The organism is Streptomyces inusitatus (assembly GCF_014651115.1).
Classification (GTDB): domain Bacteria; phylum Actinomycetota; class Actinomycetes; order Streptomycetales; family Streptomycetaceae; genus Streptomyces; species Streptomyces amakusaensis.
The window spans coordinates 124,032-147,978 of record NZ_BMWG01000015.1 but is presented as its reverse complement, the minus strand read 5'-3'; the positions used below and the strand labels follow the sequence as shown (position 1 = coordinate 147,978).

The 23,947-nt window shown below is 71.4% G+C and carries 23 protein-coding genes; 13 read left to right on the top strand and 10 right to left on the bottom strand.

The window, feature by feature from the left end; genetic code table 11:
- Positions 1-580 precede the first annotated feature (580 nt).
- Positions 581-1,858: a tetratricopeptide repeat protein gene (locus tag IE247_RS22250; protein WP_190124982.1), complete on the top strand. Its 1,278-nt coding sequence runs from the start codon at positions 581-583 to the stop codon at positions 1,856-1,858.
- Entirely contained in the window at positions 1,855-2,421 is a 567-nt protein-coding gene (locus IE247_RS22245) for a GNAT family N-acetyltransferase (RefSeq protein WP_190124981.1), read from the top strand. Before IE247_RS22250 ends, IE247_RS22245 begins: the two co-directional genes overlap by 4 nt.
- A gap of 501 nt (positions 2,422-2,922) precedes the next feature.
- On the opposite strand, the gene IE247_RS22240 is transcribed toward IE247_RS22245, so the two are convergent.
- Complete coding sequence (locus IE247_RS22240) at positions 2,923-3,915, bottom strand: helix-turn-helix domain-containing protein (protein ID WP_190124980.1); 993 nt, start codon at positions 3,913-3,915, stop codon at positions 2,923-2,925.
- Between the two features lie 52 nt (positions 3,916-3,967).
- On the opposite strand from IE247_RS22240, the gene IE247_RS22235 reads away from it, so the two are divergent.
- From IE247_RS22235 to IE247_RS22225, 3 genes are read left to right on the top strand one after another with little or no spacing between them, the layout of a single operon-like run.
- On the top strand, positions 3,968-4,363 hold the full coding sequence (locus tag IE247_RS22235; protein ID WP_190124979.1) for a cupin domain-containing protein: 396 nt from the start codon (positions 3,968-3,970) through the stop codon (positions 4,361-4,363).
- 35 nt (positions 4,364-4,398) lie between these two features.
- Positions 4,399-5,205 carry a GNAT family N-acetyltransferase gene (locus IE247_RS22230; protein ID WP_190124978.1) on the top strand — a complete coding sequence of 269 codons (807 nt, stop codon included), beginning with the start codon at positions 4,399-4,401 and terminating at the stop codon, positions 5,203-5,205.
- 31 nt (positions 5,206-5,236) lie between these two features.
- Positions 5,237-5,869, top strand: a complete 633-nt coding sequence (locus tag IE247_RS22225; protein WP_190124977.1) for a hypothetical protein — start codon at positions 5,237-5,239, stop codon at positions 5,867-5,869.
- A 26-nt stretch (positions 5,870-5,895) separates the two neighbouring features.
- Here IE247_RS22225 and IE247_RS22220 read toward each other — a convergent pair whose 3' ends face one another.
- Positions 5,896-8,703 carry an FAD-binding and (Fe-S)-binding domain-containing protein gene (locus IE247_RS22220; RefSeq protein WP_190124976.1) on the bottom strand — a complete coding sequence of 936 codons (2,808 nt, stop codon included), beginning with the start codon at positions 8,701-8,703 and terminating at the stop codon, positions 5,896-5,898.
- 221 nt (positions 8,704-8,924) lie between these two features.
- Between IE247_RS22220 and IE247_RS22215 the strand changes: the two genes are divergently transcribed.
- Both IE247_RS22215 and serC read left to right on the top strand, forming a co-directional pair.
- Complete coding sequence (locus IE247_RS22215; protein WP_373305598.1) at positions 8,925-9,536, top strand: GTP-binding protein; 612 nt, start codon at positions 8,925-8,927, stop codon at positions 9,534-9,536.
- A gap of 78 nt (positions 9,537-9,614) precedes the next feature.
- Complete coding sequence (gene serC / locus IE247_RS22210) at positions 9,615-10,733, top strand: phosphoserine transaminase (protein WP_190124975.1); 1,119 nt, start codon at positions 9,615-9,617, stop codon at positions 10,731-10,733.
- 77 nt (positions 10,734-10,810) lie between these two features.
- Here the strand turns inward: serC and IE247_RS22205 are convergent, their stop codons facing one another.
- Positions 10,811-11,689 (bottom strand): ABC transporter permease, encoded by an 879-nt coding sequence (locus IE247_RS22205; protein ID WP_190124974.1) that lies wholly within the window; start codon positions 11,687-11,689, stop codon positions 10,811-10,813.
- Positions 11,686-12,660: an ATP-binding cassette domain-containing protein gene (locus tag IE247_RS22200; RefSeq protein ID WP_229869271.1), complete on the bottom strand. Its 975-nt coding sequence runs from the start codon at positions 12,658-12,660 to the stop codon at positions 11,686-11,688. The genes IE247_RS22205 and IE247_RS22200 overlap by 4 nt, the downstream gene beginning before the upstream one ends.
- A gap of 131 nt (positions 12,661-12,791) precedes the next feature.
- Between IE247_RS22200 and IE247_RS22195 the strand changes: the two genes are divergently transcribed.
- The gene (locus IE247_RS22195; protein WP_190124972.1) at positions 12,792-13,595 is read left to right on the top strand and encodes a TetR/AcrR family transcriptional regulator; all 804 of its coding nucleotides are present in this window, start codon (positions 12,792-12,794) and stop codon (positions 13,593-13,595) included.
- Here IE247_RS22195 and IE247_RS22190 read toward each other — a convergent pair.
- Entirely contained in the window at positions 13,570-14,574 is a 1,005-nt protein-coding gene (locus tag IE247_RS22190; protein ID WP_190124971.1) for an SdiA-regulated/phytase-like domain-containing protein, read from the bottom strand. The two genes, IE247_RS22195 and IE247_RS22190, sit on opposite strands and share 26 nt — an antisense overlap.
- A gap of 147 nt (positions 14,575-14,721) precedes the next feature.
- Between IE247_RS22190 and IE247_RS22185 the strand changes: the two genes are divergently transcribed.
- Positions 14,722-15,435: a GDSL-type esterase/lipase family protein gene (locus IE247_RS22185; RefSeq protein ID WP_190124970.1), complete on the top strand. Its 714-nt coding sequence runs from the start codon at positions 14,722-14,724 to the stop codon at positions 15,433-15,435.
- Positions 15,436-15,542: 107 nt separating this feature from the next.
- The gene (locus IE247_RS22180; protein ID WP_190124969.1) at positions 15,543-16,628 is read left to right on the top strand and encodes an alpha/beta fold hydrolase; all 1,086 of its coding nucleotides are present in this window, start codon (positions 15,543-15,545) and stop codon (positions 16,626-16,628) included.
- 99 nt (positions 16,629-16,727) lie between these two features.
- Here the strand turns inward: IE247_RS22180 and IE247_RS22175 are convergent, their stop codons facing one another.
- The 4 genes from IE247_RS22175 to IE247_RS22160 all read right to left on the bottom strand — a co-directional run bounded on the left by IE247_RS22175 (position 16,728) and on the right by IE247_RS22160 (position 21,001).
- A complete protein-coding gene (locus IE247_RS22175; protein ID WP_229869270.1) occupies positions 16,728-18,233 on the bottom strand; it encodes a DUF6056 family protein in 1,506 nt (501 codons plus the stop codon).
- Between the two features lie 2 nt (positions 18,234-18,235).
- Positions 18,236-19,228: a glycosyltransferase family 2 protein gene (locus IE247_RS22170; protein ID WP_190124968.1), complete on the bottom strand. Its 993-nt coding sequence runs from the start codon at positions 19,226-19,228 to the stop codon at positions 18,236-18,238.
- A 136-nt stretch (positions 19,229-19,364) separates the two neighbouring features.
- The gene (locus tag IE247_RS22165; RefSeq protein WP_190124967.1) at positions 19,365-20,417 is read right to left on the bottom strand and encodes a CU044_5270 family protein; all 1,053 of its coding nucleotides are present in this window, start codon (positions 20,415-20,417) and stop codon (positions 19,365-19,367) included.
- Positions 20,405-21,001: an RNA polymerase sigma factor gene (locus tag IE247_RS22160; RefSeq protein ID WP_229869269.1), complete on the bottom strand. Its 597-nt coding sequence runs from the start codon at positions 20,999-21,001 to the stop codon at positions 20,405-20,407. The genes IE247_RS22165 and IE247_RS22160 overlap by 13 nt, the downstream gene beginning before the upstream one ends.
- Positions 21,002-21,121: 120 nt before the next feature.
- On the opposite strand from IE247_RS22160, the gene IE247_RS22155 reads away from it, so the two are divergent.
- The 3 genes from IE247_RS22155 (at position 21,122) to IE247_RS22145 (ending at position 23,248) form a co-directional block, all read left to right on the top strand.
- Positions 21,122-21,511: a winged helix-turn-helix transcriptional regulator gene (locus IE247_RS22155; protein ID WP_190124966.1), complete on the top strand. Its 390-nt coding sequence runs from the start codon at positions 21,122-21,124 to the stop codon at positions 21,509-21,511.
- Positions 21,512-21,616: 105 nt separating this feature from the next.
- Positions 21,617-22,183, top strand: a complete 567-nt coding sequence (locus IE247_RS22150; protein WP_229869268.1) for a Uma2 family endonuclease — start codon at positions 21,617-21,619, stop codon at positions 22,181-22,183.
- Between the two features lie 75 nt (positions 22,184-22,258).
- The gene (locus IE247_RS22145) at positions 22,259-23,248 is read left to right on the top strand and encodes an aldo/keto reductase (RefSeq protein WP_190124965.1); all 990 of its coding nucleotides are present in this window, start codon (positions 22,259-22,261) and stop codon (positions 23,246-23,248) included.
- 102 nt (positions 23,249-23,350) lie between these two features.
- Here IE247_RS22145 and thpR read toward each other — a convergent pair whose 3' ends face one another.
- The gene (thpR, locus tag IE247_RS22140) at positions 23,351-23,935 is read right to left on the bottom strand and encodes an RNA 2',3'-cyclic phosphodiesterase (RefSeq protein WP_190124964.1); all 585 of its coding nucleotides are present in this window, start codon (positions 23,933-23,935) and stop codon (positions 23,351-23,353) included.
- Between the last annotated feature and the right edge of the window lie 12 nt (positions 23,936-23,947).

The window sequence follows — 23,947 nt, the reverse complement described above, 5'->3', positions numbered from 1 at the left end:
GGCCGAAGCTCCTCGGTGAACAGCGCCTCGTACTCCGGGTCCGCGTACTCGAAGCTGTGCCCGCCGCCATGCCCCCGGTAGAGCGCACAGGCCTCGTTCTCCCCACCCGGCTTTCACCGTGGAGAGCACCGTCATCGCCCCCACCGGCTCACCGCGTAAGCGTTCGCCTCGGCCACGGCCGCGCTCATCGCGTCGGACTGTATGGCCGGACTCAGATCCCCCGGCACCGCGTCCCACTCACACCCGCCGTTGAGCGGCCGCAACTGGACCCGTCCCCCGACCAGTCCCATCACCCGGCCCACCCGCCTCGACGCGGCATCCCGCATCACCGACCCCACCTCAGGCCTGTCCGGTACTGGTTCCCTCTGATGAACCCTGTTCTCGCTCTCAGAGGAAGGTGGATTTCCTGAGCCGGTCACGAGTGCCCCCTCGGATGTCGGGCTCGTTGGTCTGTGTCAGGACAAGTTCACCGTCTCCACCAAGGTCGCGGGCTGTTGGAGACCGGACATTCAGGCGGACATTTCCGCGTCACCACACGTGTTGGACCACGCGCCGCGCTCGAACAAACCGAGAGGAAGCCATGGCAGTCGGCGGTACCGGCAGACTTGCCCTGTTACGCAAGGCGGCGGGCCATACACAGAAAACGTTCGTCACCGACTTCACTCACGAGGCGAGCCGCCTGAATATCGCGGCGTCGGTGAGCGTCCGTCAGCTGCGACGGTGGGAGAGCGAGGAGCCCTCGCCATTGCCCCATCCAGGCCAACAGATCGTCCTGGAAGCGATGTTCGGAATCCCCATCTCAGAAATGGGGTTCGCCGTACCTCCCCATCGGCTGTCATTGGCAGCACCCATCAGCAACCCTGGAACAGTGAAGAGGAGGACGTTCGTCGCTGACGTAGGGGCACTGGTCGCAGCTCCCCTGTCGGGCATCGGACCAGGCGCTCGCATCGGCACCGCCGATCTCACCCGACTGCGCACTCGGGTGGACGATCTTTATCAAACGGACCACACCACGGGCAGCGTGCCCGCCATGGCACAGGCCCGCCGCATCGAGAACGAGATCGGCAACGCGCTCGGGGTCTCTTCGTACACCTCCCGCATCGGACGCGAGCTGCATTCCATGCTTGCCGCTCTGTACAGTCACCAGGCCTGGTACGGGTACGACGGAGGCCGGCTCGCCGAAGGCCGCACAGCATGCATGGAAGCCCTGGCCGCAGCCCAGATGATCGACGATCCGCTGCGCCAGATCTCGGTACTGGAAATCCTCGCCCTCATCGCCGTCAAAGCGGGACGGACATGGGAAGCGGCAAGCGCGGTGGAGAGCGCCTATCGCCTCGCCCGCCAAGCCGGGGCCGGACCCACCGTGCACCTGGTCATCGCACTGCGCGAGGCCAATGTGGCCACACACAACGGAGACCTTTCCGGCGCGCGCCGCGCCCTGAGCCGCGCGGTCAGCCACCAAAGCCGTATGGATACCGATACGGAAGTGCCCCCGTGGGCGAAGTTCGTCGGCCCCTTCGAGGTGGACTACGCGACGGCGGACTTGTACCTCCGAGGCGGCCGGCCCAGGAAAGCTCTGCCCTTCCTGCGTGCGGCCACGCGAGGCATGGGTAGCGATCTCGCTCGGAACAGCGCCTCGTACCGGGCCAAACTCGCGCATGTGCTGCTGGCCGCAGGGGAAGTCGACGAAGCGTGCGCAGAGATGACGACCGTGATCCGCGCATCCGGCCGTATCTCTTCTCCCCGACTCACGGACAGGATTCACGATTTCCAAAGCGCTGCTGGCCAAATGAAGAGCAGAGTCGCCCGCGACTGCGCGATGCGGATTCGCGAGACAAGACAGGAAGGTTCCCCATGACGCTGCACGGAGCGATCGCCGTCGAGTGCCTGAGCGGGCCGGCCTCGGCACAGGCGGAGCAAGCCTTCCGGCTGGTGTACGCGGAGACTTTCGCGGAACCCCCGTACAACGAGACGGAAGCCGACGTGACCGCCTGCTTCCGCCGCTTCCGCTCCCAGACACGGAAACAGACCTTCCGCGCGGTCCTCGCCCGCACACACCAGGGCGAGCCGGTCGGCATCGGCTACGGATACCCCCTCGGCCCCCGCACCGGCTGGTGGGACCGGATCACCCCGCCCGCGCCCGACGACCTTCGCGGTGAGGACGGCCACCGGACCTTCGGCCTGATGGAACTCGCGGTACGCACTCCTTGGCGCAGGATCGGAGTGGCCCGGCGCATGCATGCCGCGCTCATCGCCGACGCGGGGGAAGGGCGCGTACTCCTCAATGTCCGCCAGGACGCCGAGGCCGCGCGGGGAGCCTACCGGGCATGGGGATACCGAAAGGTGGGCGAAACACGCCCATGGGACGGAGCCCCGCTCCACGACGTCATGACCCTCGTTCTACGGTCAGAGACGGCGTAGACGGCGGGTGAAGAGCTGTTCGGTGACGCCGTCGGAGGACGTCTGGAAGGTGAAGCGCATGTGCGGTTCGAGCCTTTCGGGATGCCTCTCGCGGGCACTCCCTAGCTGGTGCGAAGGAGGGAGCCCCGACCTGTCACAGCGTTGATCGGTCTCACCTCCTCGGTTCACAGCGGCACTTGGCGGCGGTGAACGTATCACAACGGTCTTGTCCGACGCCCTCGGTCAGACCGCGTGAGGATCTCGCTCAGCCAGGGACTGCGGACGGCGGGCAGCCGGGCCAGGGTGCGGTGGAACGTTTTCGAGTCGGCGTGGAACAGATGGCGGGGCTTGACGCGGGCGGGTCGAAGTCGTCGTGGAGGACGCCGTCGGGCAGGCGGCCCGAGGCGGGGACGGGTGGGGCGGTCAGCTCGGCACCGCACCCCGTACACGCGAAAACGAACAAAAATGTCCTCCGTCTGGGCAAACAGAAGGATCATCGCAGTTCGTCCGTCCCGTCAGTTCTCAGTTCACCGTCGGCCCGAAGCGGCGCTTGTACGCGGACGGGGTGATGCCCGTCTCGCGGCGCATCAGCGTGCGCAGATTGGCGGCGGTGCCGAGCCCGCTGAGCCGCGCGACCGTCTCGAAGCGGGACTCGCCGCGCTCGATCAGCCGGCGGGCGAGGGAGAGGCGTTCCCCCGTGAGCCACGCCAGCGGAGTGGTCCCCAGCTGCGCCCGGAAGCGGCGGTGCAGGGTCGCCGGGCTGACCGACTCGTACGCGGCGAGGTCGGACACCGTGAGGGGTGAGTCCAGTCGTCCCTGGGCCCAGGCCAGGAGGGACGCCAGGGATTCGTCGGGGAGGTCGGGCATGGGGCGCTCCACGAACTGCCGCTGCCCGCCGTCCCGGTGCGCCGCGAAGACCAGTCGCCGGCTGACGGAGTTGGCGATCTCCGCGCCGTGGTCGCGGCGGACCACATGCAGTCCGAGGTCGAGCGCGGCGGCGCTTCCCGAGGCGGTGAGGATGTCGCCGTCGTCCACGAACAGCACGTCCGGTTCGAGGTGGACGGAGGGGAAACGGGCCCGGAAGGAATCCGCCCACTGCCAGTGCGCGGTGGCCCGGCGGCCGTCGAGGACTCCGGCCTCGGCCAGGGTGAAGGCGCCGCTGCAGAAGCCGATCAGGCGCGCGCCGCGCGCGTGGGCCCGGCGGACGGCGTCGAGCACGGCGGGGCGGCGGGGCACGTCGACGTCGGGGCGGTTGGGGACGATCAAGGTGTCCGCCGTGTCGGCCGCCGCGAGACCGGCGACTCCGGTGAGTGTGAAGAATCCGTCCCGCATCGAAGTGCGGGGCTCGGGCGAACAGAGCCGGAAGTCGTAGAGGTCCCGTCCGATCTCCGGTCTGCGCAGACCGAAGACCTCGGTCGCGCAGCCGAGCTCGAAGGGGTTGGAGTTCTCGTCGACGATCACGACGACCCGGTGTGCGCGCGCCGAGGGCGGTGCGTGCGAGGATTCTTTCGCCATATGCGATTCCTAGCACTCACGCGGGCTGTGCGAAACGGCTCAGGATGAGTCCATGAGCAGCGAACCCATCTCCCTCGACAAGGCCCTGGCCTCCTTCGACGCCCTGTGGAGCCCCCGCATCATCACGAGCGTCAACGACTACGACGTCCGCGTCGCCAAGGTCGAGGGCGAGCACATCTGGCACGCCCACGACGACACCGACGAGTTCTTCCTCGTACTGGAGGGAGAGCTGCGCATCTCCTTGCGCGAGCCCGCCGGAGAGCGCACGGTCCTGCTCCCGCGCGGGGCGGTCTTCACCGTCCCCCGGGGAACGGAGCACAGGCCGTACGCCCCGTCCGGTGCCGCGATCCTGCTGTTCGAGCCCACCGGGACGCCGACCGTGGGCGATCGCCATGGCGAGGTCCCGGACCATGTGGATGCGACCACCGGGCACGCGCTCGGCGGCTGATCCGATCGAATCGGGTCGCGCCGTACGCTGAATGGGTGACCCTTCGTAGTCTTCATGACCGATCCGCCCTGGCCGAACGCTTTGGGCGCGACCCTGCGATGCATCTGATGGAACTCGGCGATCTCGACGATCTGTTGTGGCCGCACACCAGTTGGTACACGGTGTCGGACGACGGTCCGGTCGCGCTGCTGTACGCGGTGGGGGAGATTCCGACGTTGCTCGCGTTCTCGCGGCCCGGGGAGGCCGCGGAGCTGGAGGAGTTGGCCGGGGCGCTGGGGCCGGTGCTGCCGCGGCGGTTCTTCGGGCACCTGACCGGGGAGGCGGGGAAGGTGCTGGCGGCGGTGGGGTACGGGGTGGAGTCGCACGGGACGCTGGTGCGGATGGTGTTGAGGGAGCCGGGGCGGGCGGCGGCGCATCCGGAGGGCGGGTGGCGGCCGGAGGTGTTGGGGCGGGGGGATCTGGCGGAGTTGCTGGAGCTGTTCGGGCGGGCGTATCCGGGGAATTGGTTCGATCGGCGGATGCTGGACACCGGGCAGTACATGGGGGCGAGGCGGGACGGGCGGCTGGTCGCGGTGGCGGGGGTGCATGTGTACTCGGCCGAGTACCGGGTCGCCGCTATCGGGAATGTGGCGACGGACCCCGGGGTGCGGGGGCAGGGGGCGGGCGGGGCGTGTGTGGCCGCGCTGTGCCGGCGGCTGGGGCAGAGCGTGGAGCACATCGGGCTGAATGTGCGGGCGGACAACGCGACGGCCGTCGGGCTCTATCGGAGGCTCGGCTTCGCGGAGGTCACGGAGTTCGCCGAGGCCACGTTCACGGCGCTGCCGCGGACCGCGACCGGCTGAGGCGGGCCGGTCTGTGCACAGACATGCGGACATGTACGCGAAGGTAGAAGCGACGATCAATCGGCTGAGCGCCCGGGTGTACGTCGGGCTGCGCGACGGGCCGCTCGACGCCGGGGATGTGGTCGCGCTCGCCTGTGAGCTGCTCGACTGGGGCGGCGGCGGGGAGGCCGTGCGGGAGGTCGTGGAGCGGGATCCGGCGCGGGTCCCGGCGGCCGAGATGGCGGTGCTGGCGCGGGGCGTGCTGGAGGAGATCGGGTTCGAGCCGGGGTTCGACCTGGAGCCGGGGCTGCTGGAGACGCTGCGGCGGGCGCTGCGGGTGGTGACACGGGATCTGCGGACGCGCGGGATCGAGGGCGAACCCGAGGTGGTGGTGGAGGAGAGCACCTACCCGGAGGCGGCCGTGGTGCGGCTGCCGAGCGGGCGGCTGCTCGGCAACGACGGGACGCTTCCGCCGTGCAGCGGCGAGGACATGGCTGGGGCGGTGGCAGCGGTCGCGGAGATGGTGCACACGGGGCTGCTGAAGGAGACCTGGACGGTGTGGCCGCAGTGCGCGGAGCACCGGCTGGGGGCTCATGCCGCCGAGCGCGCGGAGAGAGCCGTGTGGTGGTGCGGGGGCGGGGACGGGCATGCCCTCGCGGAGGTGGGTGAACTGGGGCGGGCCTGAGCCGGAAGCCCGGGGGCTCCCTCGGCTCACGGCCGCTCCAGGCCCTCCGCCAGCACCTCCGCCAGATGACGGGCCCGTACGCCCGCGAGCTGGTCGAGCTGGGTGCGGCAGGAGAAGCCGTCGGCAAGGATCTCGGTGCCGGGGACGGCCGCGCGGACCGCCGGGAGGAGCTGTTCCCCGGCGCAGGCGACGGAGACCTCGTAGTGGCCGCGTTCGAAGCCGAAGTTCCCCGCGAGACCGCAGCAGCCGCCGCTGAGTTCACCGCTGAGCCCGGCCCGGGCGCGCAGCCGGCGTTCGGCGGCGTCGCCGAGTACGGAGTGCTGGTGGCAGTGGGTCTGGCCGGCGATCTCACGGCCGAGCCGGGGCGGCGTCCACCGGGGCGCGTACTCCTCCAGGGTCTGGGCGAAGGTGCGGACCGAGGAGGCGAGCCGGGCCGCGCGCGGGTCGTCGCCGAGCAGTTCGGGGAGGTCGGTCTTGAGGGTGGCGGCGCAGCTGGGTTCCAGGACGGTGACGGGGATGCCCAGGTCCAGTAGGGGTTCGACGGTGTCGAGGGTGCGGCGCAGCACCGCGCGGGCGCGGGTGAGGCGGCCGGTGGAGATGTGGGTGAGGCCGCAGCAGACGGGCCCGGCGGGGAGGGTGACCGGCAGACCGGCCGCGCGCAGGACGCGTACGGCGGCGAGGCCCGCCGCCGGGGCGAGGTGCTGGGTGAAGGTGTCGGGCCAGAGCACCGCCGAGGCGGGGCCGTCCGCCGGAAGGCCGTCCAGCAGCCGGGTGAGGGTGGTCGGCGCGAGCTTCGGCAGGGGCCGCCGGGGGTCGATGCCGGCGAGCAGCCGGGCGGCCGACGCGAGCGGGCGGATCCCGGCCAGGGCGTTGAGCGGGCGGGCGAGCGGCGCGGCGGCGCGCAGCCAGCGCGGGAGGCCGCCCATGGCGTAGTGGGAGCGGGGGCGGAGGCGGCCCGCGTAGTGGTGGTGGAGGAACTCGGCCTTGTAGGCGGCCATGTCGACGCCGACGGGGCAGTCGCTGCGGCACCCCTTGCAGCTCAGGCAGAGGTCGAGTGCGTCGCGTACCTCGGTGGAGCGCCAGCCGTCGCGTACGACCTCGCCCGCGAGCATCTCGTGGAGGAGGCGTGCCCGGCCCCGGGTGGAGTGCTCCTCCTCGCCGGTGGCGCGGAAGGAGGGGCACATCACGGAGTCCGTGCCCGGTTTCTCCGTACGGCACTTGGCGACGCCGACGCAGCGGCGGACCGCTCCGGCGAAGTCGCCGCCGTCGGCGTGGTAGCCGAAGACGGTGTCGACGGGCGCGGACGGCAGTACGGCGAAGCGGAGGCCCTCGTCGAGCCGGTGCGGGCGGACCAGCATGCCGGGGTTCATGCCGCCGTCGGGGTCCCACAGGTCCTTGAAGCGGGCGAAGAGGGCGACGAGTTCCTCCCCGTACATCTTCGGCAGGAGTTCGGCGCGGGCCTGGCCGTCGCCGTGCTCGCCGGAGAGCGAGCCGCCATGGGCGACGACGAGGTCGGCGGTCTCCTCGGAGAAGCGGCGGAAGGCGCGTACGCCGGGGGCGGTCAGGAGGTCGAAGTCGATGCGGACATGGACGCAGCCCTCGCCGAAGTGGCCGTAGGGCGCGCCGCGCAGGCCGTGGGCGGCGAGCAGCGCGCGGAAGTCGCGGAGGTACGCGCCGAGCCGGGCGGGGGGCACCGCGCAGTCCTCCCAGCCGGGCCAGGCCTCCGCGCCGTCGGGGGTGCGGGTGGCGGTGCCCGCGGCGTCCTCGCGGATCCGCCAGAGGGCGCGCATGGCGGCGGGGTCGTCGACGACGGTCGCGTCCAGCGCGTCGGAGGCGCGCAGCAGGGTCTTCGCGGCGGCGCGCGCGGCGGCGGGGGTGTCGCCGCCGGTCTCGGCGAAGAGCCAGGCGGCCCCGCGCGGCAGGCCCCGGCCGTCGGGGACGAGGTCGCGGGCCATGCCCTCGACGGTCAGCGGGCGGTACGGGAGGAGTCCGGCCGCCGCGTCGGCCGCCGCGCTCTCGTCGGGGTAGCCGAGGACGGCGAGGGCGCGGGCGGGCGGGGCGGGCACCAGCCGCACGGTGGCCTCGGTGAGGACCGCGAGGGTGCCCTCGCTGCCGCAGAACGCGCGGGCGAGGTCGGTGCCGTTCTCCGGGAGGAGCGCGTCGAGGGCGTATCCGGAGATCCGGCGCGGGAGGTCCTGGGGGTATCCGGTGCGCAGCAGGGCGAGATGGGCGTCGACGAGGGGGCCGAGGCCGGGCGGGCCGCCGGGGCCGTTGGGGCCTTTGACGCCTTTGGCCAGACGGTGGGGGGTGCCGTCGTACGCCATGACGGTCAGGGCGCGTACGTTGTCGGCGGTCGTGCCCCAGGCCACCGAGTGCGCTCCGCAGGCGTTGTTGCCGATCATTCCGCCGAGGGTGCAGCGGGAGTGGGTGGAGGGATCGGGTCCGAAGGTGAGGCCGAGCGGGCGGACCGCCTGGACCAGGGTGTCGAGGACTGCTCCCGGCTGGACGACGGCCGTGGCGGAGTCCTCGTCGACGGTGAGGACGGCGTTCATATGGCGTGTGAAGTCGAGCACGACGCCGGTACCAGTGGCCTGCCCGGCGATTGACGTACCGCCGCCGCGCGGCACCACCGGGACGCCGAAGCGGCGGCAGATCTCCAGCGCGGCGGCGACGTCGTCCGTGTCGCGCGGGGCGACGACTCCGGCGGGCACCCGGCGGTAGTTGGAGGCGTCCATGGTCATCAGGGCGCGGGCGGCGGCGGAGAAGTCGACCCGGCCGCGCACCGCCCGGCGCAGTTCGGACGCGAGTTCCCCGGTCGGTCGCTGTTCGGCCATGTGTCTCAGGATGCCCCGTTCGGACGCTCCCCCACAGGAAGGAAACATGCCGATTGTGACCGTTGCGTCCGCCGGGCCCTTGGCAAAGCGCGGGTGAGGCGCGCAAAGTGATCGCCAATTCTCCTATAGTGACGACAACTTGATCAGGAACTAGCGGCTCCAGTTATGCCCCCGCCACCCCTCGGAAGGCAACACTCGATGACCGGCACCGCCCAGAAGCGATGACCCGCGGTATGCGGGCGGTCCACCCGGCCGAGCTCGGCGTGATGCTCCCCGGGCCGGCCGAGAATGCCCTGAAGATCGCCGTCGTCGGCGGCTTCGGGGTCGGTAAGAGCACCATGGTCCGCTCCGTCAGCGAGATACGTCCGCTGCACACGGAGGAAGTGATGAGCCGCGCCGGGCTCACCCTGGACGACACCAGCCGTGTCTCGGCCAAGAACGCCACGACCGTGGCCTTCGACTTCGGCCGGATCACCATCGACGACCGGAGCGTGCTGTATCTCTTCGGCGCGCCCGGGCAGGAGCGCTTCTGGTTCCTGTGGGAGCGGTTGCTGTCGGGGACGATCGGCGCGGTGGTCCTGGTGGACACCCGCCGGCCCACGGACGCCTGGTACGCGCTGGACCGGCTGGAGTACCACGGGATGCCGTACATCGTCGCGGTCAACGACTTCGGCGGCCCGCTCCACAGCGACGAGCACATCCGGCAGGCGCTGGCGCTGGGGCCGGACGTGCCGCTGGTGGAGTTCGACGCGCGGGACCACTCGTCCAGCAAGTTTGTGCTGATCGCGCTGGTGGAGCATCTGCACGAGCTGTCGGTGCACCAGAAGAAATAGAAGATTTCGCGCCGCCCGGGTGTCTCAGCCGACGGACCGGGCGGCCGGGTCGCGCGCGGACCCGATACGCTCCGATGCGTGGCTGATATCCAGATTCCCGCTGACATCAAGCCCGCCGACGGCCGTTTCGGCGCGGGCCCCTCCAAGGTGCGTACGGAGGCGGTGAACGCGCTCGCCGCCACCGGCACCTCACTCCTCGGCACTTCCCACCGCCAGGCCCCGGTCAAGAACCTGGTCGGCGAGGTGCGCTCCGGCGTAAGCGATCTCTTCCGGCTCCCCGAGGGCTACGAGGTCGTCCTCGGCAACGGCGGCTCCACCGCGTTCTGGGACATCGCGACGCACGGACTGATCGACGACAAGTCCCAGCATCTGACCTTCGGCGAGTTCTCCTCCAAGTTCGCGAAGGCGGCCAAGCTCGCCCCGTGGCTCGCCGACCCGACCGTCGTCTCCTCCGAGCCGGGCACTCACCCGGAGCCGGTGGCGGAGGCGGGCGTCGATGTGTACGCGCTCACCCACAACGAGACCTCGACCGGTGTCGCGGCCCCGATCAAGCGGGTCGCGGGCGCGGACGAGGGCGCGCTGGTGCTGGTGGACGCGACCTCGGGCGCGGGCGGTCTGCCCGTGGACATCACCGAGTCGGACGTCTATTACTTTGCCCCGCAGAAGAGCTTCGCGGCCGACGGCGGTCTGTGGATCGGCGTCTTCTCCCCGGCCGCCCTGGAGCGCGCGGCGCGCGTCCACGCCTCGGGCCGGCACATCCCGGAGTTCTTCAGCCTGCCGACCGCGATCGACAACTCGCTGAAGAACCAGACGTACAACACCCCCGCCCTCTCCACCCTCTTCCTGCTGAACGAGCAGCTGAAGTGGATCAACGGCCAGGGCGGTCTGGACTGGGCGGTGGAGCGCACGGCGGCCTCCGCGCGGGCGCTGTACGGCTGGGCGGAGGCCTCCAAGCACGCGACGCCGTTCGTCACCGACCCGGCGAAGCGCTCGCAGGTCATCGGCACCATCGACTTCGAGGACGACATCGACGCGGCGCTGATCGCCAAGACGCTGCGGGCGAACGGGATCGTGGACACCGAGCCGTACCGCAAGCTCGGCAAGAACCAGCTCCGCGTGGCGATGTTCCCGGCGATCGACCCGGCCGACGTCGAGGCGCTCACGGCCTGCGTCGACTATGTGATCGACCAGCTCTGACCGGCTGAGGACATACGCGAAGGGCCCCGGCGGAAGTGATTCCGCCGGGGCCCTCCCTCGTACCGGACGAGCGGCCGTCAGCGGCTCAGCCGGTGGAAGCGCCGGATCGCGAGCGGCAGGAAGATCGCGGTCAGCACCAGCGGCCAGACGACCGCCATCAGCACCGCGTTCTCCTGGACCCAGCTTCCGTCGCTGGCGACCGGGTTGCCGAACAGCTCACGGGTGGCCGCCGCCGTGGAGGAGAGCGGGTTCCAGGCCGCGACCACGCCCAGCCAGTCGGGCATGGTGGACGGCGGGACAAAGATGCTGGAGATCATCGTCATGGGGAAGACGATGGCGTACAGACCGCCCGCCGCCTCCGGGCTGGGGATCAGCAGACCGAGCCAGACGCCGAGCCAGATCAGCGAGAAGCGGAGCAGCACCAGCAGCGCGAAGGCGGAGAGGGTGGCGAGGAAGCCGCCGTCGGAGCGCCAGCCGGTGGCGACCGCCGTCGCCGCGAGGATGGTCAGCTCGGCGACGGCCGCCAGGATGTCATTGCCGCCGCGCCCGGCGACCACGGCGGAGGGGGCCATGGGCATCGAGCGGAAGCGGTCGATGACGCCCTGGGTGGCGTCGTGGACGACAACGGTCGCCGTGTTCATGAAGCCGATGGCCATCGTCATCGCGAACATGCCGGGCATCAGATAGTCGCGGTAGTCGCCGCCGGGCGACTTCATCGCACCGCCGAAGACATAGGCGTACAGCAGCACCGAGAGGATCGGGAAGCCGAGCTGCCAGACGATGATGATGGGCTGGCGCTTGTAGTGGATGAGCCCCCGGCGCACCACGGTCCAGCTGTCCATCACCGCCCAGTACAGCCGGCGCTGGTCGGGGTCGCCGACGGTCAGATCGACCTTGCCGGCGGGGGCGGGCCCGCTCGGGGTGACGGGCGCCGTGCGTTCCAGGACCTCGCTCATGCGGCGGCCTCCTCCTTGGTCTTCTCGGTCTCCGTGCGGTGGCCGGTCAGCCGGAGGAAGACATCGTCCAGGCTGGGCCTGCGCAGTCCGATGTCCTCCACGCCTATGCCCTCGTCCTGGAGCGTGCGCGCCACCTCGGTGAGGGCCGCGACCCGGTCGTGGACGGGCGCGTGGATCCGGCGCTCGTTCCGGTCGGTCTCAGGGGCGGACTCGGCGACCCTGGCGACCACGGCATGGGCCCGGTCGAAGTCGGCGAGGTCGCTCACGACGACCTCGACCCGGTCGCCGCCGACGCGGTTCTTCAGCCCGTCGGGGGTGTCGTCGGCGATGGACTGGCCCTGGTCGATGACGGTGATCCGGGAGGCGAGCTGGTCGGCCTCCTCCAGATACTGGGTGGTCAGCAGTACGGTCGTGCCGCCCGCCACCAGCGCGCGGACCGCGTCCCACACCTCGCCCCGGCCGCGCGGGTCGAGCCCGGTCGTCGGCTCGTCGAGGAAGAGCACATCGGGGGCGAGGATCATCGAGGAGGCGAGGTCGAGCCGCCGCCGCATACCGCCGCTGTAGCTCCCCGCGCCCTTGTCGGCGGCGTCCACCAGGTCGAACTGCTCCAGCAGCTCCACGGCGCGCAGCCGGGCCCGGCGGGCGCCGAGGTGGAAGAGCCGGCCGAACATCTCCAGGTTCTGGCGGCCGGTCATCACCTCGTCCACGGCGGCGTACTGGCCGGTGAGGCCGATCCTGCTCCGTACGCGGCGGGGCTCGCGCCGTACGTCGAGGCCCGCGACCCGGGCGCTGCCCCCGTCGAACCTGAGGAGGGTGGCCAGCACACGCACGGCGGTGGTCTTGCCCGCGCCGTTGGGGCCGAGGAGGCCGTGCACGGTGCCCCGGCGCACGGCGAGGTCGAAGCCGTCCAGGGCGCGCTTCTCGCCGTACCGCTTCTCCAGCGCCTCGGCGTGTACGGCGTAGTCGTTCACAGATCCTCCAGGGCGTACGGATGGGTCTCGCGGGCCAGCGCAACTCGACTGCGTACGCTGTACCCTGATGAGGGTACACCGTACCCAGTTCTTGTTCCAGCGCGTTCGGGAACACCGCATAAGGTGAGGTCATGACGGTCGAAACGAGCGGTAGCGGCGATGTCACCCGCAGCCTGGAGCTGCTGTGGGGCACCGCCGGGCGCCCCAGCCGGGGCCCCAAGCCCGGCCTGACCCTCGACCGGATCGTGACCGCCGCCGTCGAGGTCGCCGACGCGGAGGGGCTCGGCGCGGTCTCCATGCGGCGCATCGCCACCGAGCTGGGCACCGGCGCGATGAGTCTCTACCGCTATGTCCCCGGCAAGGCCGAGCTGCTCGATCTGATGCTGGACCGGGTCAGCGACCCCGGGCCCTGGGAGCCGCCGGCCCCCGGAGAGCGTCCCGACTGGCGGACGGCGGCGGAGGCCATGGCCCGGGGGTATCTCGCCCTCTACCGGGCGCACCCCTGGCTGCTCAAGGTCAACCAGACGCGGACGGTGCTGGGGCCCAGCGCGCTCAAGGGGCTGGAGGCCGCGCTGACCGGGCTGCGGGACATGGGACTCACCGATCCCGAGCTGATCTCGGTGATCATCTCGACGCAGAGCTTTGTGAGCGGGATCGCCCGGGTGGAGACGGAGGCCGCCGAGGCGGCGGAGGCCACCGGGCAGAGCCATGAGGAGTTCTGGGACCGCCAGCGGCCCTTCCTGGAGCGGGCGCTGGTCAGCGGGGAGTATCCGCTGGTGGCCTCGTTGCGGGAGGACGCCTTCAGCGACGAGTTCGACCACTTCGAGTTCGGGCTGAAGCGGCTGCTGGACGGATTCTCCGTGCTGGTGCGCGAGCGCGCCGAGGAGACCCGGGGCGGCGGGGAGGCGGTCAGCTCCGGCGGGTCAGACGCTTGAAGCCGAGGAACAGGGCCACCGCGCCCGCCAGGACGAGCACCCCGTACGTCGTCTTCCGGTCGCCGCCCTCCTCCTCGTCCTGCGCGCCGCCGGACGGGCCCGCCGTCCTGGCCGGTGAGTCGCCGCCGCCGCTCTTCTCGATCGCGACCCGCTCCACCTCGCTGCCCGCGCCCTCCGAGCCGAACATCAGCGCGTCGCCGTCGGCCGTGTAGGTCACCGACTCGGACTGCCGCTGGATGGGGGCCCGCACCCGGTGGTCGGGGCCGAGCCGGCCCTTCTCCCACACATAGCCGCGCGCGCTGAAGTACGAGCGGAGCACCAGCTCCTTCCCGTCGGGCGAGAAGGCCCCGTCGGTCACCCACGGCACCTCCCCGATCCGCCGGAAGGTGTTCGTCCCCGAGGCGGTGAGCCGGGCCGGGCCCTCGTACAGACGGCCGCCGTCCTCGTTCTTGGACGCGATGTAGGCCCGCCCGGTCGTGGGATGCACCATCATCGCCTCGGCGTTGCGCGGCCCGTCCTCGTACTTCACTGTGTACTGCGTCGCCCGGACGGTCGCGTTCCCGAGCGTCTTGGGCTCCGGGAAGGCGTAGATCCAGACGTGCTGCCAGGAGCCGTCGAGATTGTCGCCGATGTCGCCGACGTACACCCGGCCGTCGGGGCCGACCGAGATCGCCTCCATGTCCCGGGGCTTGCCGACGCCGGTCAGGGTGACGGTGGCGACCGTGCGGCCGGTGCGGGAGTCGACCGCGAAGACCCTCGGCTCGTCCTGGTCGTTGTGCGTCCAGTAGACCCCCGGGTGGGCCCGGCTGGCGGCGAGGCCGCTGGACTCCGTGATCCGGGAGTCCTCGACGGTGAAGCCGGGGTCGCCGCCGTCCTGCCCGGCGGCGGCGGCCGACGCGGGTGCGGCGGCGAGCGCGAGCAGAAGGGCCGCGGCGGCCGAGGCGGAGGCGGAGGCGGTGACGCACGGAAGCGAACGCATGGCCCCAGCCTGCCATCCGGCGCGCTCCCGCACCGCTTCCGCACCGCTCATCGCCGGGTCCGTGCCGGGTCCGTGGCCGGTTCGCGGCCGAGCCCGTGGCCGGTCTCACAGCGCGGCGGCGGACGGCGATCGGCGATGATGGCGCCCATGCGCTTTCTCTTCGTCGGCGACAGCATGACCGTCGGACGCGCCGGCGACTACACCTGGCGCTACCGGATGTGGCGGCACCTCGACGGCTGCCCGGACGGCCCGCACGAGATCGTCGGCCCCCGCTCTGGGCTGTACGACGCCGGGACGGACACCGCCGTCTCCACCGACTACGCGGCCCCCTTCCCGGCGGCGGCCCGCCGCCATCTCGCGGGCTGGGGCGAGGGCTGGTTCCACATGGCCCCGCTGATCGGGCCGGTGGTCGCGGAGCACCGGCCGGACGTCCTGCTGGTGTCGCTGGGCCTGATAGACCTCGGCTTCTACACCGACAGCGACCAGACCGCCGGCAATGTCCGCGCCTTCGTCGCCGCCGCCCGTGCCGCCTCCCCCGGGCTGCGGATGGTCCTGCTGCCGGTCATCCCGAACGTCCGGGCCCGTGACGACGCGCCGTTCGCGGCGGAGTGCGAGCGTTTCAACACGGCGCTGGCGAAGGAGGTGGCGGAGCTGGACACCGCGGCCTCGCCGATCCTGCTGGCCTCTCCCCCCGAGGAGTACGCGATCGACACGGACACCTACGACGGCACCCACCCCGGCCCCTCGGGCGAACACAAGCTGGCGGCGGCGTTCGCGACCGCGATGCACCAGGCGTGGGGGCTCGGCGGGCCCTATCGGGCGACCGGCCCGACCGCCCCGGCAGACCCCGGAACGGGCTGAAGCCGCCCCTCCGGAAAGGGAACGCGCGGGGCCCCTTTCAACTCCTTCTGTGCGCCAAGGACGTTGAGCGGAGCCGCATCGGCGGCCCATCAGTCTGGGGGACACCCATGAGCAACACACGCCGGACCTTTCTGGCCGTCGGAGCCACGACCGCCGCCGCGCTGGGCGCCGGGGCGGTGACGGCGGTCTCCGCCAACGCGGCAGAGGTCCCTCGCACCCGTCCCGAGCCGGTCTACGAGACGCCGCTGGGCATCGCGATGGAGGGATACCCCAGCGCGTACCCGGTGCGCTTCCTGCGGCTGGTCAACCAGGGCGAGACGGTCAACATGGCCTATCTCGACATCCCCCCGGCCCCGCAGTCCCCCCAGTCCCCCCACTCCCCTCAGGCCGTCTCCGGCCGGACCGTGCTGCTGCTGCACGGCAAGAACTTCGACGGCGGCGCCTGGGAGCCGACCGCGCGCGCCCTCGCCGCCGCCGGACACCGGGTCGTGGTCCCCGACCAGATCGGCTTCGGCCGCTCCTCGAAGCCCGCCCTGGAGTACAGCTTCGAGCTGCTGGCCCGGAACACCGTGGCCCTCCTGGACCAGCTGGAGGTGGCCCGCGCCGATGTCATCGGGCACTCCATGGGCGGCATGCTCGGCGTACGGTTCGCGCTGGAGCACCCGGACCGCACCGGGCGGCTGGTCCTGGCCAACCCGGTGGGCCTGGAGGACTACCGCGAGCTGGTGCCCGCGCTGAGCACGGAGCGGCTCTTCGCCGACGAGCTGGCCAACAACGGCGTGGAGGGCATCCGCGCCTTCTACCGCGCCTATGTGGTGCAGTGGCGGCGGGCGTACGAGCGCAATGTCGAGCTGCGGTACCGCGTCACCCTCGGCGGCGAGTACCCGCGCTGGGCGCTGGCCTCGGCCCGTACGTACCAAATGGCCTACCACCAGCCGGTGCTGGCGGATCTGCCGAGGCTGCGGCTGCCGGTGCTGCTGGTGATCGGGCAGAAGGACCGGGCGGCGATCGGCAAGTCGTACGCCACCCCCGAGAACCGGGCGAAGCTCGGCGACTTCCCGGTGCTGGGGCGGCGCGCCGCCGCCGCGATACCGGGCGCGCGGCTGGTGGAGCTGGCGGACGTCGGGCATCTGCCGCAGCTGGAGGCGCGGGAGCGGTTCGAGCGCGAGGTGCTGGCCTTCCTCCGCGACTGACGGGCTGACGGGCTGACGGACGGCGCGCGCGAGGGGCGGGCCGGGGGTTTCCCCTCCCCCGGCCCGCCCCTCGTCGCACTCCTCGCAGAAGCCGCGGTACTACCGCGCTTCCGGCGGCGGCGCGTAGGTCACCTTCTCCAGGTGGTAGTAGTCCGCCACGCACTGCGCGGGCCACTTCAGCTTCCCCTGGCGGCCGAACGGCTCCTTCATCCGCGCCACCCCGGTCGGGGTGTACGGCATCACCTTCTCGCCGCGCGCCGACGCCTCCTTCAGCGAGGCGTCCTGGCGGTCCCAGCGCTCGGCCCTGACCTCCATCCGGTCGCCGAGACCGGCGAGCGGGGCCATCAGCCCCACCACGGTCAGGGCGCAGAGCAGCGCCCCGCCCGCGGCGGCGAAGGCGGTCACCGGCCCCCGGTCGCGGAGCCGCCGGCCCAGCACCGCGCCCGCGGCGACCAGGAGCAGGACGTACATCAGCAGATAGTCGTTCCAGGTGCGCTCGGTGGTCACCACCCGGTCGCCGAAGACGGGGTAGGTGATCACCGTGCAGAGATAGCCCGCGACCAGGAAGGCCGCCGCCCCGAGCCCCAGCAGCGGCAGTTCACGCGCCGGTGCGAAGAGGGAGCGCGCCCGCCCCGCACCCTCCCGTGCGAGCAGGCCGAGCAACACCCCCGCGGCCACCGCGCCCAGATACTGCCAGGTGCCGAACACCGTGCCGAGGATCTCCACGTACCCGCGCAGCGAGCCCCACAGCGACTCCGGCGCGAGCATCGAGACGCTCTCCGCGTCGAAGCGGTCGCGGCGGTTGCGCGAGCCCGGCGAGGTGACCAGCAGCAGGGTGCCCGCCGCGATGCCCGCCATGCCCGTGAGCGACCAGATCCGGGCCGTCTTGACGATCCGCTCGGCGAAGATCAGCCGGGCGAAGAGGACCGCCGTGCCGAGGACCACCAGCGAGACGACGGACGCCTCCTCCGAGAGCGTCCCCATGAAGACCCCGGCACCGGCCGCCACGGCGAGAGCCGCGATCCGGGCCCGCCGTCCGCGCGCCCGCAGCAGCGGGATCGCCACCGCGGCGCAGAGCACCGGGGCGAGCGTGTGCGAGACGGAGGCCGCCGGCCAGTAGAAGGTCTTGTACGTGTTGGTCGTGGCGAACAGGAAGACCGCCGTGACCATCCCGGCCACCAGCAGCGGCACCCCGCGCGGCGCACGGGTGCCGCTCGCGCGCAGCAGCGCGACCGTCAGCGCCCACAGCAGCGCCAGCATCAGCACCCCGCTGACCGGGCCGTACCACTGGTGCCCGGCCACCGGGAACTTCGCGTACGCGCCGACGAGGACGCCATTGCCCAGCCGTCCGTTGTCCAGCGAGTAGAACTTGTCGACAAGTCCCCAGATCCCGTCGTCGCGGACGGCCGGGATGAAGCACCACTCGTCCGCGCTGGGCCGCACATGGCGGCCGTAGAAGGACGCCTGGAGCAGCAGCGCCAGCGGCAGCAGGGAGAGACCGAGCGGGCCGTACACCCGCCATCGGGACGGGGGCCGCGAGCCGTCCGGGGCCGCCGGGTCGCGGCGGGCGGAGGCGGACGGGGTGGTCGGCGTGTCGACCGGCATGTTCACAGCCGCCCTTCGCCGAGGCGCGCCGAGACGGCGAGAGCGGCGGCCGGCAGCGGGCCGCCCGGCGGCTCGGAGCCGTCGGTCTCCCGGACGACGTAGTGCGGCCGGCGCTTGGACTCGTGGTAGATCCGGCCCACGTACTCGCCGATGACGCCCATGGTGGCGATCTGCACCCCGCTCATGCCGACGATGACCGCGATCAGCGTCGCGTAGCCGGGGGTGTCGACGCCGTCGACGAGGACATTGGCCACGATCCACGCGGCGTACAGCAGCGCGGAGAGAAAGAGCCACAGCCCGGCGTGGATCGCCATCCGCAGCGGCCGGCTGTTGAAGGAGAGCAGCCCGTCGATGCCGTAGTTGAGCAGCCTCCGGCCGCCCCACTTGGACTGACCGGCCGCCCGCTCCACGTTCTCGTAGGTGAAGCTGACGGTGTCGAAGCCGATCCAGGAGAAGAGCCCCTTGGAGAAGCGATTGCTCTCCGGCAGTGACAGCAGCGCGTTGACCGCCCGCCGCGACAGCAGCCGGAAGTCACCCGCGCCGTCGACGACCTCGACCTCCATGAACCGGCGCACCAGCCGGTAGTACGCCTGGCTGAGCCGGGTCCGCACCACTCCCTCGCCGGTGCGGTCGCGCTGGGCGACGACCTGGTCGTAGCCGTGCCCGCGCAGTTCCAGCATCCGGGGGATCAGGCTCGGCGGGTGCTGGAGGTCGGCGTCCATCAGGATGACCGCCTTCCCCCGGGTCATCCGCAGACCGGCCAGCATCGCCGATTCCTTGCCGAAATTCCGGCTGAAAGAGGTATAGCGGGTACGCCGATCGGCGGCGGCGAGCTGCTGCAAGTGGGCGCGGGTGTGGTCACTGCTCCCGTCGTCCACGTAACACAATTCAAAACTCTTCCCCGTCGACTCAAGAACCCCGACCAGAGTCGTGTGGAAAGTCTCGATCACCTCACTCTCGTTGAAGCACGGTACGACAATCGAAATCTCTGGCATCTGCTTTCCTAGCTCAGGGCCAACCGCTTCCGGACAGGTCCGGATTCATCGCTCGATGTGACGTGAGCTACATAGTGCGCAGGCAACCCGGCGTGAGCCGGTAATTCTGCGCCCCCGTGGCGCGGCTTTCCCTGGGTCATGGCGTCCTGCCCTCTGCGTCAACTACCGCCACATCCGTGCGGGCCTCGCTGTAGAGGACGTCACCTTTGTCGATTCGGTGGCCTGTCTCGTTCATTTCATTGGGCGTGCCGGAGCTGTGGCCGCTCGCGGCCAGGTGCCGGAAGCCCAGATAGCGGTAGTTCTCGGGGTCGATGAGGAGTTCGGTGGAGCCGTCCTGGGCGAACTTGGCGGCATCGGCGGCCGCCCGGACGGTGATGGCGATGGCCTCGCGGCCCGCCGCGTCGCGCACCAGCTGTTCGCCGACGTCGATGCCCGGGATCGCGGCCATCGCCCGGTAGATCTTGGCGAGCGACTTGGAGGAGAGCGGATAGGACTCGGCCATCACCCGCAGCGCCCGGAAACTGTGCTCGGGCGCCGGCTCGGGGTCCATCTCCTTGCCGTCGCCCGTCGGATAGAGCCGGCGCGCCTCGATCAGCGCCTTCTCCGGGTCGTCGGGCAGCGCCTCGGCGATCCGGTAGATCTCGCGGGCCGAGCGGTCGTCGTCCGAACGGTCCCGTTCGGCGGCGGGGTTGGCGTAGGGGGTCCAGTCCTCGGCCTCGGGGTCGTGGTCGACGCTCACTGAGACGTCCGACCGGGCGTCGCCCTGATCCGCCTGGTCGACCACTCGCTTGGAGTAGATCCACTGATCGGGGGCCGGCTCGGGGACCGACGGCTGCTTCGCCACCGCTCCGGCGGCCCGCTGAAGCACCTCGACCGGATTCTCCAGGCTCCGCGAGGCCGCCTTGTCCATGGAGGACATGTCCGGGATGGGCTCCGCCCCGATATGGGTCGCGAGCAGGGCGGCGGCGGTGATGGCCACGGCCGCGCCGAGCGAGGCGATCCGCCAGTCGGAGGCGAGCGCGCGCGCCCGGCCACTGGTCCGCCACGGGCCGGCGCCCCCCCCCGCGAGGCGGGGGCGCCCGCCCGGGGCGACGCCGTGGAGGAGCGGGGGGCGACCGGCCGCGAGGCGGGCGCGGGCGGGAGCCGGGGTCTGCGCGCGCAGTTCGCGCAGGCGGGTCATTTCGTCCATGACGTGGTCAGCTCCGTGGCATCGGGGGTGAACGCGGGGTCGGCGATCAGGGCCTCGCGCACCTTGCGACGGGCGCGGTTGAGCCGGGACCTGACGGTGCCGAGAGGGATGCCGAGAGCCTCGGCCACCTCCTGGTAGCCGAGGTCGGCCCAGGCGATGAGCAGCAGTACATGCCGGTCCCCGGGCGACAGCGCCGCGAGCGCACCGGCGAGCGGGGCCTGAGCCGCCAGCCGGTCGTCGGAACGGTCGCTCCACGGGGCGGCCAGCGGGTCCTCCCCGCTGCGGGCCATCGCCCGCAGCGCCCGTTCCTCGCTGCGCCGGTGGCCCCCGATGAGCTTCGCGGCGATTCCGTAGAGCCAGGGGCGGGCGCTGCCCCGGCTGGTGTCGTACCGCCGACGGCCCCGGAAGGCGATCAGAAAGGTCTCCGCCATGATGTCCTCGGCGGCCCCCTCCCCGAGGCGGCGCGCCGCGTAGCGGTGGATGTCGGACGCGTGCCGGTCGTAGAGCATGGCGAAGACGTCGGGACGCGCCAGGGATTGGGCGATCACCTCGGCGTCGTCGGGGGCGGCCGGCGGTCCGGTCACATCAGCTCCACGGGTCAAGCGGTCAGGCCTGTCATCTGTCTGTTGACCGCAGCGGCCCGGATGGTTCACGGAACCAAAACTTACCTTGGGTAAGCCACTGCGCCTGAGTAAGCTGACCCCATGTCAGAGAACCCCCGGGGACCCGGCCCCGCCTCGCCGGGCGACGCGTTCACCGCCGACTGCCCGGCGCGCGATGTGCTGAACCACGTGGGCAGCCGGTGGGGTGTCCTCATCCTGGCCGCCCTGGGCGAGGGCCCGATGCGGTTCCACGTCCTGCGCGACCGCGTCGGCGGCATCAGCGAGAAAATGCTGTCCCAGAATCTGCGCACCCTCACCCGCGACGGCCTGCTCTCCCGCACGGTCGAACCGGCCTCACCGCCCCGGGTGACCTACGCGCTGACCCCGCTGGGACGCGAACTGTCCTCGGTCCTCAGCGGGCTGGTGGAGTGGATCACCCTGCGGGTCGGCGATGTGCTGGCGGCGCGCGAGGCGCACGACGGCGGGCGCTGACCGCGCGGACGGCGGGCAGTTCTGGCCAGAGCGTGACTGTGTCCTTGTGTGATCGTTGCACAAGGCGGCTGCCCGTCCGGCGCGGCAGTGGGGAGGAGCGCCACCGTGACTGTTCTGGACAACGACATCCGGTTCCTGGACAAGCTGTTCGAGGCGTTTGAGCGGATACCCGCCCCCGAGGGATACCGAATGGAAATCGTCGAGGGGGTCGTCTGCATGTCACCGCAGCGGGACACGCGATGGGAGATCATCCGTCGGATCGTCCGTGCCCTTGAGGACAGATTCGGGAGGGGAGTACGGGTCCTGTCCGATGTGCGCATCGACTTTCCCGGCGGGCTGAACGGCTTCTGCCCCGACGTGGCAAAGCTCACCGACGACGCGAAGAAGAACGAGCGCGGCCACTGGCGCCACGAGGACATCGAGTTCGTCGCCGAGGTGATCTCCAAAGGCACCGCCGCCAACGACTACGGGCCCAAGAAAGACGCGTACGCCGCCGCCGAGGTCCCCGTCTATCTGATCGCCGACCCGTACACCGGCAAGTGTCTGCTCCACACCGACCCGAAGGACGGGGACTACACCATCGAGACGAGGGTCTCCTTCGGGACCTCCGTCGATCTCACCCGCACCCCCGTCGGCCTCACCCTCGCCACCGACGAATTCCCGCGCGACTGAGCGGAGTCCGGCCGATGCTCCGCCGGGGGCGATGCTCTTGCTTCGAGCGCGCTCCAAGGCGTTGGCTTGTGGACCATGAAGTACACACAGCTGGGACGCACCGGACTCACGGTCGGCCGACTCGTTCTCGGGACGATGAACTTCGGGCCGCACACGACGGAGGCGGACAGCCACACCGTCATGGACACGGCGCTCGACGCCGGGATCAATTTCTTCGACACGGCCAATGTCTATGGCTGGGGTGAGAACAAGGGCGATACCGAGAAGATCATCGGTAGCTGGTTCGCCAAGGGCGACGGGCGGCGGGACAAGGTCGTGCTCGGGACCAAGGTGTACGGGGACATGACGGCGAACAAGTCCGCGTGGCCGAATCACGATCGGCTCTCCGCCCTCAATATCCGGCGGTCGGTGGAGGCCAGTCTGAAGCGGCTGGGAACCGATCACATCGACATCTACCAATTTCATCACATCGACCGGAGGACCCCGGTCGAGGAGATCTGGCAGGCCGTCGACACCCTGATCGCCCAGGGCAAGATCCTTTACGCCGGATCGTCGAATTTCCCGGGCTGGAAAATCGCCCAGGCGAATGAGGCAGCCCGCAGGACCGGTGGATACGGGCTGGTCAGTGAGCAGTGTCTGTACAACCTCTTCGAGCGCCGCGCGGAGATGGAGGTCATCCCCGCCGCCCGGGAGTACGGACTCGGGGTCATCCCCTGGTCGCCGCTGCACGGCGGTCTTCTCGGCGGGGTGATCCGGAAGGAGGCCCAGGGCGGCCGTCGAGCCGCCGGGATGGCGGCGGAGAGGCTGGCCGACGCGGCTGTACGGGAGCGGATCCAGGCGTACGAGGATCTGCTGGAGGGGCAGGGGCTCGCGCCCGGCGAGGTCGCGCTCGCCTGGCTGCTGAGCCGGCCGGGGGTGACGGCGCCGATCGTCGGGCCGCGGACCGTCGAGCAGCTGACGGGGGCGGTGCGCGCCCTGGAGCTGGAGCTGGACGAAGAGCTGCTGGCGGCGCTGGAGGAGATCTTCCCGGGGCCCGGTCCCAGCCCGGAGGCCTTCGCCTGGTAGCCCTTACTGCCCGGCCACGGCAGCCACCGCGATAACCGCGAACATGAGTACGAGGACGCCCGCCATGATCTTGTTTCTGGTCTTGGAGTTCACCCTACGAGGTTAACCCGGCCCCTCGGGGCCCCTGTGCCCCAGGTGCCAGCCGGCGACCGTCGCGTAGCGGGGGCGGGCGCCGGGGACTCCCGGCTCGGGGCGGGCGCTGCGGACGAGTGCGAAGCGGGAGACCGGCCAGGGCGCGCCCTCGAAGTCGCTCAGCCCGTCGGCGTACGGCCCGAGGTCTGTCTCCGTGCGGCTGCGGGCGATCGTGAGATGGGCGTGGTAGCGGCGGTGTTCCGTCAGGGAGACGCCCGCTCGGCGGGCCGCCGCGTCCGTGCGTTCGGCGAGCAGTCGCAGCTCAGGGAGGGCCCCGGCCGCGCCCGCCCACAGGGTGTGGCCGCCGAAGTGGCCGCCGCCGTGGATCCGGAGCGCGAAGGGGTCGGTACGGCGGGCGGCCCGGGCGAGGCGGGCGGTCAGTTCGGGCAGCAGCCGTTCCTCGACCTCCCCCAGGAAGGCGAGGGTGTAGTGCCAGTCCTCCCGGCCGGTCCAGCGCAGGGTGTCCGAGCCGGGCAGCGCCCGCAGCCGGTCGACGGCCGCGCCCAGCTCGGCGACCGCCCCGGCCGGGGGGAGTACAGCGGCGAAGAGTCTCATACGGCGAGTCTC

Bases quoted from the DNA above. Each gene is read 5' to 3' on its own strand.
- IE247_RS22220 (WP_190124976.1), bottom strand. From the start codon at position 8,703: ATGGCCGAACAGCGACCGACCGGGGAACTCGCGTCCGAACTGCGCCGG.
- IE247_RS22155 (WP_190124966.1), top strand. From the start codon at position 21,122: ATGTCAGAGAACCCCCGGGGACCCGGCCCCGCCTCGCCGGGCGACGCG.
- IE247_RS22145 (WP_190124965.1), top strand. From the start codon at position 22,259: ATGAAGTACACACAGCTGGGACGCACCGGACTCACGGTCGGCCGACTC.
- IE247_RS22170 (WP_190124968.1), bottom strand. From the start codon at position 19,228: ATGCCAGAGATTTCGATTGTCGTACCGTGCTTCAACGAGAGTGAGGTG.
- IE247_RS22250 (WP_190124982.1), top strand. From the start codon at position 581: ATGGCAGTCGGCGGTACCGGCAGACTTGCCCTGTTACGCAAGGCGGCG.
- IE247_RS22240 (WP_190124980.1), bottom strand. From the start codon at position 3,915: ATGGCGAAAGAATCCTCGCACGCACCGCCCTCGGCGCGCGCACACCGG.
- IE247_RS22165 (WP_190124967.1), bottom strand. From the start codon at position 20,417: ATGGACGAAATGACCCGCCTGCGCGAACTGCGCGCGCAGACCCCGGCT.
- IE247_RS22175 (WP_229869270.1), bottom strand. From the start codon at position 18,233: ATGCCGGTCGACACGCCGACCACCCCGTCCGCCTCCGCCCGCCGCGAC.
- IE247_RS22235 (WP_190124979.1), top strand. From the start codon at position 3,968: ATGAGCAGCGAACCCATCTCCCTCGACAAGGCCCTGGCCTCCTTCGAC.
- IE247_RS22245 (WP_190124981.1), top strand. From the start codon at position 1,855: ATGACGCTGCACGGAGCGATCGCCGTCGAGTGCCTGAGCGGGCCGGCC.
- IE247_RS22180 (WP_190124969.1), top strand. From the start codon at position 15,543: ATGAGCAACACACGCCGGACCTTTCTGGCCGTCGGAGCCACGACCGCC.
- IE247_RS22205 (WP_190124974.1), bottom strand. From the start codon at position 11,689: ATGAGCGAGGTCCTGGAACGCACGGCGCCCGTCACCCCGAGCGGGCCC.
- IE247_RS22215 (WP_373305598.1), top strand. From the start codon at position 8,925: ATGACCCGCGGTATGCGGGCGGTCCACCCGGCCGAGCTCGGCGTGATG.
- thpR (WP_190124964.1), bottom strand. From the start codon at position 23,935: ATGAGACTCTTCGCCGCTGTACTCCCCCCGGCCGGGGCGGTCGCCGAG.
- IE247_RS22225 (WP_190124977.1), top strand. From the start codon at position 5,237: ATGTACGCGAAGGTAGAAGCGACGATCAATCGGCTGAGCGCCCGGGTG.
- IE247_RS22190 (WP_190124971.1), bottom strand. From the start codon at position 14,574: ATGCGTTCGCTTCCGTGCGTCACCGCCTCCGCCTCCGCCTCGGCCGCC.
- IE247_RS22195 (WP_190124972.1), top strand. From the start codon at position 12,792: ATGACGGTCGAAACGAGCGGTAGCGGCGATGTCACCCGCAGCCTGGAG.
- IE247_RS22185 (WP_190124970.1), top strand. From the start codon at position 14,722: ATGCGCTTTCTCTTCGTCGGCGACAGCATGACCGTCGGACGCGCCGGC.